We start from the raw sequence: 12,579 nt of genomic DNA, 5'->3' as shown, positions 1-12,579 counted from the left end.
AGCTAAATGAACCAGCAGGGATTTAGCCCAGGTTCTTGGTCTTGAGCCATTCCTTGGCGATTTCGCCGATGTCCTCGAACTTGGCCACACGACCGTTCATCTTGATCAGGTCCTCAGTGGTGAGCGCAGCAGAGACCTTGTCCAGTGTCTCCTTGACGGTGTCCGTGGACTTCTTCTCATTGATGACCGGCACGATGTTCTCGGAAAGGAAGAGGTTCTTGTTGTCCTCAAGCGCCACGAGGTTGTTCTCAGCCAACGCGGGATCGGTACTGAAGAGGTCGGCTACCTGTACCTGACCGGAAAGGAGGGCGTTCAGCGTGAGCGGCCCACCGGCGTCGAGCGCTGAAAATTCCTTGAACTCAAGGTTGTAGACGGACTTCAGGCCGGCAACGCCGTTGAGGCGGGTCTTCCACTCCGGCGGGCCACCCAACACCAGTTCCTTGGCAACGGGCTGGAGGTCTTCGATGGTCTTCAGTTTGTACTGGTCAGCGATTTCCTTCTTGACGGTCAGGACGTCCTTGTCCTCCGCTTCGGAAGCAGTCAGTGCGGTCAGGCCAGCCGGGATCTTTGTGGTCAATTCCTTGGCAACGTCCTCGGACGACACTGCCTTGGTGGCGGAGTCGAGGTACTGCAGGAGCGCGCCGCCGTATTCAGGCATGAGGTCGATGGAACCGTCCTTGAGCGCGGGGATAGTGACCTCGCGGCTGCCAATGCTCGGCTTCTCAGTTACCTCGACACCCTTGGCTTTGAGGGCTTCGGCGTAGATCTTGGCGATCAGCTGGCTCTCGGGAAAGTCCGCGGAACCTACGATAATGCTGTCGCCCGAACCCCCTGCTGCGGCTGTGTTGGATGAGCTCATGGGGTCCCCGCCGCCACAGGCGCTCAGGGTGATGGCAGCGACGGCCGCCAAGGTGAATCCAGTGAGGTACTTCTTCATGTCAACTCTCCTGAAATGGGTGCTGCAAGGCATGCAGCGGCCAGGTTGGGGTGGGTGGAGGTGAATCTTGTGCGCCGAACCACCGGCGCCGGTGTTGGTTAGACCGTGACGGGGGTCTTCACGGGTTCGGCCACAGCGGCCGACTTGATGGTGCGCCGGGTCAATCCGGGTGAGACAACGCGGCGGGTGATGAAAGCGAGAAGCTGGTCGAAGAACAATGCCAGCAGGGCGACCAGAACGGCGCCGGCGACCATTTGTCCGTAATCGTTCTGGGCCTTGCCGTCGATCAGGAGGCGGCCCAGACCGCCAAGCGAAATGTATGCGGCGATGGTCGCAGTCGAGATGATTTGCAACAGTGCGCTGCGGACACCGGACAAAACCAGCGGAAGAGAGCAGGGCAGCTGGACGTCCGTGAGGATCTTCATGGTGCGGAAGCCCATGCCTTTTGCGGCGTCGACGGCGGCAGCATCCACAGCGCGCACGCCGGCGTAGGTGTTGGTCAGGATAGGCGGAACTGCCAGAAGAACCAGCACGATGAGACTTGGAAGTATGTAGCCCATGCGGGATGGGAAAGCTGGCGAGATGAGCAGGACCAGCAAGATCAACAAGCCAACGCTGGGAAGTGCCCGGAGCGCGTTGGCAAGGCCGGCGATCATGAACACACCTTTGCCGGTCACACCAATGTAGATACCCAGCGGCACGGCAATGATGGCGGCAATTGCCAAGGCAATAAGGGAGTACAGGAGATGCTCAGCGATCAACGTTGGAATGCCGTCTGCGCCGCTCCAGTGTGCGGGGTCGAACAAGTAATTCACGATGCCACCACCTTGGGGGTCCACGGTGTCAGCCACCGGTTGATGAGGATAATCAGCCCGTCAAGGATCATGGCGAGGACCACGCAAAGCACAATGCCGGCGATGATCGGAGTGTAGAAACGGAGCTGGAAGCCCTGTGTGAAGAGGGAGCCGAGCTGCGGTATACCCAGCAGGGCGGCGACAGATACGAGACTGACGTTGGAGACGGCGGCGACGCGCAAGCCTGCGCAAATCACCGGGACACCCACGGGAAGTTCAACTTTCAGAAGGCTCTGGTATCCGCGATAACCCATGGCCTTGGCAGCTTGGACGGTATCCTCCGGAACGGAATCGAGGGCATCTGCCACCACACGGACCAGCAGGGCCACGGTGTAGATGGTCAGTGCGGCCACAATGTTGAGCGGATCCAGGATCTTGGTACCCAGGACCAGGGGAAGGAGCACGAAGAGCGCCAGGGAGGGGACTGTGTAGAGCAGCCCGGCAACACCCACCAAGAGCGGGTAGATCCGCCGACTGCGGTGCGCCCACCAGCCAAGAGGCAGTGCGATGAGCAGCCCCAGGATCAGCGGGGTGACGGCCAGCAGAACGTGCCAGCCCAGCAGGAACACAATGTTGTCGAACTGGCGGCCCAGCCACTCGAAGTTCATCAGATCGTCTCCAGGTGTGGTTCGGCCTCGATAGCCTTGACCACGTCCGTTGCAGACACGGTCCCAATCAATTCGCCATGCTCGTTGACAACCACGCCGCGGCGGCTGGGTGAGGAGAGGGCAGCGTCGAGCAGCTGCCGCATGGTTCCTGATGCTGCTGCCGGGATCCCGCTGAGATTCAGGTTCTCCCGCTTCACTTCACCATTGAGGAGCTGAGTCTGAGCCCAACCGAGAGGCTTCCGGCCGCCGTCGACCACCAACACCCAAGCGCCCAGCGCCTTGGCGCGAGCCTCATCCGCAGAAGCACCCAGGTGAACCACGGCTTCTTCGCCGATAGCCACGGCGCCAGCGGTTTTCGTAAAGCCGAGGGAGCGGTAACCGCGGTCACGGCCCACGAAATCGGCCACGAACTCGTCTGCGGGCGCAGTGAGTAGCTCTGAGGGGGACGCCATCTGTGCAAGCTTGCCGCCCACGCGCATCACGGCAACCTGGTCCCCGAGCTTGAGGGCTTCGTCGATGTCGTGGGTAACCATGATGATGGTCTTGCCGATTTCGCGCTGCAGGCGCAGGAACTCCTCCTGAAGCTGGGCGCGTACGACAGGATCCACGGCACTGAAAGGCTCATCCATCAGCATGAACGCCGGGTCAGATGCGAGCGCGCGGGCAACACCCACACGCTGCTGCTGGCCACCGGAAAGCTGCCAGGGATAACGTTTGGCGAAGCTCGCGGGCAGCCCAACACGCTCCATCAGTTCGAGCGCCTTGGTCCGGGCCTTCTGCCGGCTTTCCCCGAGCAGTAGCGGCATGGTGGAGACGTTGTCCACGATGGTCTTGTGCGGGAAGAGCCCTGCGTGCTGGATGACGTATCCGATCCTGCGGCGGAGCAACGCTGCGTCCATGCCGGAGGTGGGCTGATCATCCAGGTAGATGGTGCCGCTGGTGGGTTCGATGAGGCGGTTGATCATCCTCAGGGAGGTGGTCTTGCCGCAGCCGGAAGGACCAACAAGGATGGTCAGCTTTCCGGTGGGGGCTTCCAGGTTGAGGCCATCGACTGCCACCGTCCCGTCAGGGTAGGCCTTGGTGACATTTTCAAATTTGATCATTTACTTTTCCATGCTTTCCTGGGGCACTTCATGGTTTTCGTCGGGTTCCACGAGGATGGTGTCGGCTACCTTCACCAGTTCCTCGCCAAATGTGTGGGCCTTCGCCTCGTCCAAGCGGTAGCTGGGCACCACGATGCTGAGGGCTGCCACTGTTCGGCCGCCGATCACAATGGGTGCGGCGACGGCCGTTATGTCGTCTTCAACGCCACTCCGCACGATGGCGTAACCGCGGCCGTTTTGTCCGCCTGTCAGCACCTTGCCAGCGGCGGACCCGTCCAGCGGGATGCTCCTGCCGACCCAACTGGTGTGCCGGACAGAGCGGGTACCTTCGACGATGGCTATGTAGATTCCGGTTTCCCCAGGACCGGGAATACTCAAGTAGCAGGACTCGCCAGTCTCAGCCACAAGCCGCTTCATATGCGGCGTGCAAAGCGACACCAAGGATTCCTGGCCTAATGCCAGCGCTCCCAGCTGAATGACACTTGCGCCCGGGCGAAAGTTGCCCCCGGGATCCCGCGTCACGAAGCCGCTGCCTTCCAAGGTGCGGAGGAGGCGGAGCGCGGTACTGGCCGACAGGTCTACCACCCGCGCTGCGTCACTGAGGCTGATGGAGCCGTCAGTACAGACCGCACTGAGGAGGGCCAGCGCCCTCTCGACTGTTCGGGTGGAAGAATCAGCTGCCACTGCCTGACCTGCTTTCAAGTGGTCTACATCACCATGTCTTGCCACTTAGTAAAAATCACTTTTCACCAAATGGCAAGAGTTTTCTGAAATTTGCGTGAAATTCCAGTTATGAGACGTCGTGGCTCCTCAAGTGGGGCCTGGCATGTTTCCACCACGTAAATAGTCGCCGAAGCCCTTGTCATGTGGTGGCATCTGGTTTTTACTTGGTGGCAGTCTTCAATCGGAGGAAAAACGTGGAAACCGTCAATCAGCTCCTTGCCTCAATCCAGGACGTGGGCCGCGACGCGGTGCGCGGAGGCTACTCCAGGGCCGTCTATACAACACCCGAACTCGATCTCAAGGAGTGGTTCGTCGAGCAAGCCCAGCAACGCGGTCTCGATGTCCAAACGGACAGGAACGGCATTATCTGGGCATGGTGGGGCAAGCCCCATGACGGCGCCCTCGTCACCGGGAGCCACCTCGATTCGGTGCCCGGCGGGGGTGCCTTCGACGGTCCGCTCGGCGTCGCTTCCGCGCTGGCCGCCGTCGACATCCTCAAAGCCCGTGGAGTCCAGCCGCCACGATCGCTGGCAGTCACCGTTTTTCCAGAGGAGGAAGGGTCGCGCTTTGGCGTGGCGTGCCTGGGTTCGCGGCTCCTCACCGGCGCGATCGACGTCGGGAAGGCCCTGAACTTGCGCGATATCAACGGCGACTCCTTCGCCGACGTCGCCAGCTCCAATGGGCTGGATCCCCGCCACATAGGCCCGGATCCGGAAGCCATGGCGCGCATCGGCGACTTCGTTGAACTGCACGTCGAACAGGGAAAGGGCCTGGGGCAAAACGGTCCTGCCATCGCCGTAGGAAGTTCGATCCTGGGCCACGGCCGCTGGAAGATCAGCGTCAACGGCCAAGGCAACCACGCGGGCACCACTCTCATGGCAGACCGCGCCGATCCGATGGTTGCAGCCGCACAGATCGTCTTGGCCGTTCGGGAAACAGCTGCCAAGCAACCCGACGCCCGTGCAACAGTGGGGCGCCTGACGCCCGTTCCGGGCGGGACGAATGTGATCGCCTCGCGCGTGGACCTTTGGCTGGACGCCCGCCACCCCGACGACGCCGTGACCGCCCAACTCATCGAAGCGATCTACCGCGCAGCCCAGGGCGTCGCCGCGGCGGAAGGTTGCACCGCGACCCTCACTGAAGAGTCCTACAGCGATACTGTGCACTTTGATGCCAACCTAAGCCGTCGCCTTACCAACCTTCTGCCGGGAGCTCCAGTGCTGGCAACCGGCGCAGGGCATGATGCCGGCGTACTGGCCGGCCACGTCCCCTCCGCGATGCTCTTTGTCCGCAACCCGAGCGGCATCTCACACTCTCCGGAGGAGTACGTAGCCGATGAGGACGCCTCTGCGGGTGCTGTAGCGTTGGCAGATGTTCTGGAGGGACTCCTATGAGCACGTTCTGGTGCGAGACCGCCGTTATCGCGGGCGGTGGCGACGACGACACGGGCCTTTCGGAGGTAGCTACGGGCGTGCGCGTGGAAACTATCGATGGCCGAATCTCCGCCATGGAAAGCGGCACGCAGCCCCAACCCGGCGACACGAAACTGATGGGCGTCGTCTTCCCTGCGGCTGCCAACGCACACTCGCACGCCTTCCACAGGATCCTCCGCGGAAGAACGCACGACGGGCGCGGAGATTTTTGGGTGTGGCGGGAGCAGATGTACCGAAGCGCGTCGGAGCTGACTCCTGAGAAGTACGAAAAGCTCGCCGCTGCAGTGTTCGCTGAGATGGTGGTGACAGGTTTCAGCAGCGTGGCCGAGTTCCACTACGTCCACCACCAACCCGGTGGTGCGGCGTACCCAGAACCGCACGCCATGGAGTTGGCCCTTGCCCGCGCGGCAATGTCCGCAGGAATCCGCCTGACACTTCTGGATACCTTGTATTTGTCCGGCGGAATCGGCACCTCGCTCAGTCCCGGGCAGGCTAGGTTCGGGGACACGGACGTGGAAGCGTGGCTGGACCGGTTGCGTTCCCTCCGGACAGCAATAGCGCAGGAGTTTCCGCCCGAGAAGGTGGCCGTAGGAGCCGCCCTGCATTCCGTCCGCGCCGTGCCCGAAGAGGCCCTGAAGGTTGTTGCCAAGCAACTCCCTCGCGACATTCCCCTTCACATTCACCTGAGCGAACAGCCTGCCGAAAACGAAGCCTGCTTGGAGGCCTACGGCACCACTCCCGCGGGTCTTTTGGAACGCCACGGCCTCCTGTCTCCCAAGCTTTCAGCAGTCCATTCCACGCATCTGACCCAGCAGGATATTTCCATGCTGGGCGCAGCATCAACCACCGTGGTGATGTGTCCCAGCACGGAAGCCGACCTTGCGGACGGGATCGGGCCCGCCCGTGAACTTTCCGACGCCGGAGCCACTATCGCCTTGGGCACCGACCAGCACGCGGTGATCGATCCTTGGATTGAAATGCGCACCTTGGAACACGGAGAGCGGCTAGGCAGCGGTCAGCGCGGAAGGTTCTCACCGCGGGAACTGCTGCTGGCCGCAACGGAAGGAGCAGCGCGCTCCATGGCTACACCGGTCGCCTCGTCCGCACTAAGGGTCGGCGCGATCTGCGACCTCATGGTTGTCGATCCCGCGTCCACCCGGACTGCCGGTTCCCGTCCCCTGCAATTGGCTTTCAGTGCGACGGCCAGCGATGTAACGCAGGTAGTCATCGCCGGTGAATTGATTGCTTCCTACGGAGTGCACACGCGCCTCGGTGCACCTGGAGACCTTCTGACTGCAGCACTCAAGGAGTTCTCCTAGCCGCGCCTTCAGCGCCCGCAGCCTGACGACGGCGGCACCCCACTTGGCTACATGAGTCACCAACCGTCATCGTGCTTTGTGTTCAATTGTTGGACTCAAGCACCCGCATACCGGACTCAGAGCGCGTTACAGACGCTCACAGTGAACTCCCAGCCACCAGACAGGCGGTACTGCGTTAATGATCTGAATGCATGTCACGTCCGTCACTTGATTGGAACTTGGCGGATATGACGTGCCACACTGTGTAGCGCGAGTGCACCGGCGTCCCCGTCGGACAGCCGACGACGACCCGCACTTCGCTTACCAAACCCCATTCCCCAAGGGAGACCCATGTCCAGTTCCAGCCCCGAAGGCGCGCCCCCTGTTTCACGGAAGGTGATCGGCCTGGCCGTCGCCGGTGCCGTGGGCGGGTTCCTCTTCGGCTTCGATTCGTCCGTGGTCAACGGTGCCGTGGATGCGATGGCGGACGAGTTCGTCATGAGCGAGGCACTAACAGGCTTCGCCGTCGCCGTTGCCCTGTTGGGCTGCGCCGCCGGCGCCTACTTCGCCGGCAAGATCGCGGACAGGTACGGCCGCATTCCCGCCATGAAAATCGGCGCACTGCTCTTCCTGGTGAGCGCAGTGGGAACCGGGCTTGCGTTCGGCGTTTGGGACCTCATTTTCTGGCGGCTGGTGGGCGGCCTGGGCATTGGGCTTGCCTCGGTTATTGCCCCGGCTTACATCTCGGAAATTTCACCACGGCACGTACGTGGCCGTTTGGCATCGCTTCAGCAGCTCGCCATCACCACGGGTATCTTCGCAGCCCTGCTTTCCGACGCGGTGCTCGCTAATTCGGCTGGTGGTGCGGACGGCACGTTGTGGCTGGGCATTGAAGCCTGGCGCTGGATGTTCATCGCTTGTGCCTTGCCTGCCGCGGTGTACGGCTGGATCGCTTTCCGCCTGCCGGAGTCCCCACACTTCCTCGTGCTCAACGGCAAAGAAGACCAAGCCCGCACCATCTTCAACAAACTGATCCCCGGCGATGACATCGAACGCCACATCCGCGAGATCCAGGAATCCATCCAACAGGAAAAGCTCTCCACCAAGAAGGGCTCGCTGCGTGGTAACAGGTTCGGCCTGCTGCCAGTGGTCTGGATCGGCATCATCCTGTCTGTGCTGCAGCAGTTTGTTGGCATCAACGTGATCTTCTACTACTCCACCACGCTGTGGAAGGCAGTCGGGTTCCAGGAAAAGGACTCCCTGACGATCTCCGTCGCCACGTCCGTCACGAACATCCTGGTGACCCTGGTGGCCATCGCTTTGGTGGACCGGATCGGCCGCCGCCCCATCCTTCTGACCGGCTCCATCGGCATGGCCGCGTCCCTCGGCGTTATGGCGCTGGCCTTCTCCTCCGCTGTTGGTACCGGCTCCGAAATCAGTCTTCCAGGCGCTTGGGGTCCCGTGGCCCTCGTGGCTGCCAACGTCTTCGTCATCAGCTTTGGTGCCTCATGGGGTCCGCTCGTGTGGGTGCTGCTGGGAGAGATCTTCCCGTCGCGCATCCGCGCCCGAGCCCTTGGCCTCGCAGCCGCAGCGCAATGGATCGCGAACTTTGCCATCACGCTTAGCTTCCCCATCATGGCGGCAGGATCGCTGCCGCTGACGTACGCCATGTACGCAGCCTTCGCTGCGGCGTCGTTCTTCTTTGTCATGTTCAAGGTGCCCGAAACGAACGGCATGTCCCTGGAACAGGCCGAAACGCTGTTCGTTCCGAAAGGCGCACCCGTAGCACCGCTGCCCGTGACCTCCGACGAAGCAAAGTAGCGCAGGAAAAGCCCGGCGGATTGGAACTGGTCCAATTCGCCGGGCTTTTTGTGGTTCACGGGAGGATCACACCAAGTGTGGTTCGTGGGATATTAGGTAGCCGCGTCCTCCGAAAGCGACCAGGATAGCTATAACCATGGCAGCGGCACCGGCGAAGAACGGCACCTGCGGGCCAAAGTGCTCACCCAGCTGGGCTGCTGCGAATGGTGCAAGCGCGCCACCCATCCAGCGCACAAAGTTGTAGCCGGCGGATGCAACGGGGCGCGGTGAATCAGAGACACCCATGGCCAGTTCCGTGTAAACCGTGTTGTTGATGCCCAGAAGGGCACCTGCCGCAATGACAAGCACGACGACGGCTGTCACCGAGTGCCCAGCGGCCAATCCCAAGCCGATCAGGTCGAGCATCAGCGCCGCTAGTGTTCCGGTCAGGACTTTGACGGCCCCGAACCGCTTCTGGAGCACCGGCGCCACGAACACCGAGAACACGGCCACGGCAACACCCCAACCGAAGAAGACTGCCCCGATGCCATAGGCATCCATGCCGAGGATGAAGGGAGTAAAGGCGAGGATGGTGAAGAAGCCGTAGTTGTAGAACAACGCGCTGGCGGCAGTAGCGCGGAGGCCCCTATGCCCGAGCGCCAGCAGCGGATCCCTGAGGCGGGACTTCTTGGCGGGAGCGGCTGTTTTAGGCAACAATGCGAGAAGTGCAATGAAGGCCGCAGCCATCAGCACTGCGGTGCCGAAGAAGGGTGCGCGCCACTGCCAGCCACCCAAGAGGGCCCCTAGCAGCGGGCCGAGCGAGATGCCCAAACCCAGTGCTGCCTCGTAAAGGATGATGGCCGTCCCGGTGCCGCCACTTGCCACCCCCACGATCACGGCCAAGGCAGTTGCAACGAACAATGCGTTACCAAGACCCCAGCCTGCCCGGAACCCCACCAGTTGTTCAACGCTGCCGGAAAGGCCCGACAACGACGCGAACACCACGATGATCGCCAACCCGATCAACAGGGTCTTCTTTCCACCGATCCTTGAGGACACGAATCCACTGATCAACATGGCAATCGCCGTCACCAGGAAGTAGCTGGTGAAAAGCAGCGAGACTTCACTTGTGGATGCCTCAAGGTTCTTAGCGATAGCCGGAAGAATCGGATCGACGAGCCCGATGCCCATGAAGGCGAAAACGGCCGCGAGCGCAGTGGCCCACACCGCCTTGGGCTGTTTGAGGAAGGAAGCTTTCTCAGCTTCCAAGACAGTTTCAGTGGTTGTTTCGGCGCTTGCTGAAGCGTCAGCCAACTGGCGTGACATTCAATGGCTCCTTGTCGGTGCGGGTTTTTCTTAGTCGTGCTGGTTTCTTAGTTTTGGAACGAGCTGTTGAGCTTGGCGATCACGGGCAAGGTGGCTGCGAGATGTTCAATTTCGTCTTGGCTGAGGTCCTGCAGCAGCTCAGCCACCATGGCGTTGCGCCGCTGGTTGGCAGAGGCGACGGCGGCCGTCCCGACTTCGGTGATGACCACTTGGACAGCTCGCGAATCGTCGGGATCCTGCTTGCGGGTGACCAGGCCTGCACGCTCAAGCTTGATGATTTGCTCTGTAGCGCTGGGGACTTTAATGCCCAGGTTCTTGGCGATATCGCCCACGCGGAGGCCGCCGTCGGAAATCATGGACAGCAGGCTGAGTTGCGCGGCGGTAAGGTCACCTTCAGGATCAAGACGACGGAACATGTACACGCCGAGTCGTAGTGACTCACGAAATTCCTGCGCGAGATCAAGTAGCCGCGGATCAAAAGAGCTCATATTTAGGTACCCTAATAGTTAGGGTACCTAATAGTCAAGTTCCGACTGGTGAAGGTGGTCTGCGCACATGCCCGGGCAGGGGCGGTGCGGACGATCGGTAGCTATGCCCTGTTGGCGTGCCGACCTCCAGCGTGTGGACATCTTCGACCACCTGCTTCGCCGTCCAGCCAGGGTTTTCCTTGGTCTGATTGCATGCTTCGCAGAGTCCTGCGCTGTTGTCAACGGTTGTGGTGCCACCTGAATGCCACGGGACGACGTGATCGATATGCCTGATGGGCGCGTCGCAGTAGGGCGTGCGGCAGGTGTCGTCCCGGACTTCGATAAAACGCCTCAACCTCGGCGGGAAGAGTCGCGCCTTGGAGTCCATGGTGATGAGTTCCCCCGTGGACGGCGCTGTATAGAGTCGGCGAAGCCACACGGCGAACTCCTCGTCCTGCTTTGGCGCCGGACCACCGCCCGTCGCAGCAGCCCCTCCAGCGCCAACAAGGCCTCTTGCCCACGCCGCCGGGACTATCCCGTAGCCCTTGATCCGGGCCGGCTCGCCGTCTCCCTGCAATAGCGTGCGGTCCGTCATGATGACCTCCAGGTCGACACCGCTGATCCCGCCACGCCTGCCGGTGATGCGTTCGACAAGGGTATCTGCCATGACTTGTCCGCGGGTCCGGGAGTCCCCACCAGAACGTGCAGAGTCTGCCTTGCGGGTCAGCGCGGCATAGACGGCAACCCCTTGGGCTACAGGAAGCAGTGCAGTCAGGTAAGTCATAGCGTCCGGCGCCGGGCGCAGGGTGACTGTTCGCTCCGTGGCGGCATGACTGGCACGCTGGGCAACGGAACGGGGATCGCGCCGGTAGGCGGCGGCTTTCGCGGCGGCGATGATTGCTTTGTCACCGGCGCCCTCGAAGGTGCCCGCATCAGGTGCAAGTTCCTCGTCCACGGCGCACCGATCTTCCGCGGAAAGGCCAGCCGTCTCTCTTACGAGCAAGTTTGCGCGCCATTCACTGAGCTGGCCCGATTCCAACGCGGCCAGGGTGCGTGGCATCTCGGTGACCAACGCCTTCGCGAGTCCAAGGAGACGGGAGCCGCGGTTCGGCGATTCACGCCGGGCCAACGCAAGCTGAGCGGCGACACCTTGCCCCTGCTCCGAAGCGGGAACACCAGCAACAGTCTGCTCACGCCGTTGCGCAAGATCCAAAGCCACCGCAGCACGGGCCTGCAGGCCGGTAACGGCCCACTTCAAGTCTTCGAGCCCACGGATTTGGTCGATCAGCTCGCCGCTGCCGATGCCGAGAGGGACAGCGCCCAGGAGGGTGCTGAGTTGAGAAACGCAAGGTACGGAGTCACCATCAGACCCAGCCCTCTCCCCGCGGGCAACTGCGGCCGAATCAATCGCTTGCTGCTCCTGAATCTTCTCCATGGCCCAACTCTTCCAGCGGGGTCAGGGGCACGGTAAGGCGGGAATTTCCCTATGTGGAAAACACGGACAAGCCACTCTCCTACAGCGTGAGCTTCATGCCCTCGTGGCTCGCGACAAAGCCCAGCCGCTCATAGAAACGATGAGCCGAAACGCGGGACTTATCCGTGGTGAGCTGCACCAGCGAGCAGCCACGCTCCCGGGCCTGGTCAATAGCCCACTGGATCATGAGCGCACCCACACCCTGCCCCCGCAACACCTCAGAAACCCTAACCGCCTCGATCTGCGCCCGCCAGGACCCCTTGCGGGAGAGGCCCGGGATGTAGCTGAGCTGGAAGGTAGCCACAACATCGCCGTCGAGTTCGCCCACCACCAAAAGGTGTGCGGGGTCGGCGTCGATCGCGTCAAAAGCCCGCTCGTACGGCACTAAATCGTCGGCACTTTCGCGGGTAGCGCCCAGCTGATCGTCGGCCAGTAACGCGAGCATCCGCGGCAGGTCACCTTTCCGTGCACGCCTGAGGATGAAGGTTCCACGTTCGACGGCGGCGGTAAACAAAGCGGGCACGGCACCGGATTGAGTAGTCACCACCCCAGCCTG

Annotated in this window: 12 protein-coding genes; 3 read left to right on the top strand and 9 right to left on the bottom strand. The window is 61.9% G+C overall.

The genetic code is table 11. The annotated features are described in order from the left end of the window. Positions 1-22: 22 nt before the first annotated feature. The 5 genes from ACZ881_RS19950 to ACZ881_RS19930 form a co-directional block, all read right to left on the bottom strand. Positions 23-937: an ABC transporter substrate-binding protein gene (locus ACZ881_RS19950; RefSeq protein ID WP_178993627.1), complete on the bottom strand. Its 915-nt coding sequence runs from the start codon at positions 935-937 to the stop codon at positions 23-25. Positions 938-1,035: 98 nt separating this feature from the next. Next, entirely contained in the window at positions 1,036-1,788 is a 753-nt protein-coding gene (locus tag ACZ881_RS19945) for an ABC transporter permease (protein ID WP_476117731.1), read from the bottom strand. After that, on the bottom strand, positions 1,749-2,399 hold the full coding sequence (locus ACZ881_RS19940) for an ABC transporter permease (protein ID WP_014923069.1): 651 nt from the start codon (positions 2,397-2,399) through the stop codon (positions 1,749-1,751). Before ACZ881_RS19940 ends, ACZ881_RS19945 begins: the two co-directional genes overlap by 40 nt. Continuing rightward, positions 2,399-3,502: an ATP-binding cassette domain-containing protein gene (locus ACZ881_RS19935; RefSeq protein ID WP_091463662.1), complete on the bottom strand. Its 1,104-nt coding sequence runs from the start codon at positions 3,500-3,502 to the stop codon at positions 2,399-2,401. Before ACZ881_RS19935 ends, ACZ881_RS19940 begins: the two co-directional genes overlap by 1 nt. Beyond that, positions 3,503-4,231 (bottom strand): IclR family transcriptional regulator, encoded by a 729-nt coding sequence (locus ACZ881_RS19930; protein WP_178993631.1) that lies wholly within the window; start codon positions 4,229-4,231, stop codon positions 3,503-3,505. A 188-nt stretch (positions 4,232-4,419) separates the two neighbouring features. Here ACZ881_RS19930 and ACZ881_RS19925 point away from each other — a divergent pair, with 188 nt between their 5' ends. The 3 genes from ACZ881_RS19925 to ACZ881_RS19915 all read left to right on the top strand — a co-directional run bounded on the left by ACZ881_RS19925 (position 4,420) and on the right by ACZ881_RS19915 (position 8,777). Beyond that, complete coding sequence (locus ACZ881_RS19925) at positions 4,420-5,619, top strand: allantoate amidohydrolase (RefSeq protein WP_476117730.1); 1,200 nt, start codon at positions 4,420-4,422, stop codon at positions 5,617-5,619. Further along, positions 5,616-6,977, top strand: a complete 1,362-nt coding sequence (locus ACZ881_RS19920) for a formimidoylglutamate deiminase (RefSeq protein ID WP_476117729.1) — start codon at positions 5,616-5,618, stop codon at positions 6,975-6,977. The genes ACZ881_RS19925 and ACZ881_RS19920 overlap by 4 nt, the downstream gene beginning before the upstream one ends. Before the next feature lie 330 nt (positions 6,978-7,307). Next, positions 7,308-8,777 carry a sugar porter family MFS transporter gene (locus tag ACZ881_RS19915; RefSeq protein ID WP_091463674.1) on the top strand — a complete coding sequence of 490 codons (1,470 nt, stop codon included), beginning with the start codon at positions 7,308-7,310 and terminating at the stop codon, positions 8,775-8,777. Positions 8,778-8,843: 66 nt separating this feature from the next. Here the strand turns inward: ACZ881_RS19915 and ACZ881_RS19910 are convergent, their stop codons facing one another. The 4 genes from ACZ881_RS19910 to ACZ881_RS19895 form a co-directional block, all read right to left on the bottom strand. Continuing rightward, a complete protein-coding gene (locus ACZ881_RS19910) occupies positions 8,844-10,082 on the bottom strand; it encodes an MFS transporter (protein WP_476117728.1) in 1,239 nt (412 codons plus the stop codon). 47 nt (positions 10,083-10,129) lie between these two features. Continuing rightward, complete coding sequence (locus ACZ881_RS19905) at positions 10,130-10,570, bottom strand: MarR family winged helix-turn-helix transcriptional regulator (RefSeq protein WP_476117727.1); 441 nt, start codon at positions 10,568-10,570, stop codon at positions 10,130-10,132. Between the two features lie 34 nt (positions 10,571-10,604). Continuing rightward, a complete protein-coding gene (locus tag ACZ881_RS19900; protein WP_476117726.1) occupies positions 10,605-11,984 on the bottom strand; it encodes an HNH endonuclease in 1,380 nt (459 codons plus the stop codon). A gap of 79 nt (positions 11,985-12,063) precedes the next feature. After that, on the bottom strand, positions 12,064-12,570 hold the full coding sequence (locus ACZ881_RS19895; protein ID WP_474662078.1) for an N-acetyltransferase family protein: 507 nt from the start codon (positions 12,568-12,570) through the stop codon (positions 12,064-12,066). Positions 12,571-12,579: the final 9 nt, after the last annotated feature.

This window comes from Paenarthrobacter sp. TE3676 (assembly GCF_056279165.1).
This window is presented reverse-complemented; position numbering and strand designations above follow the sequence as displayed.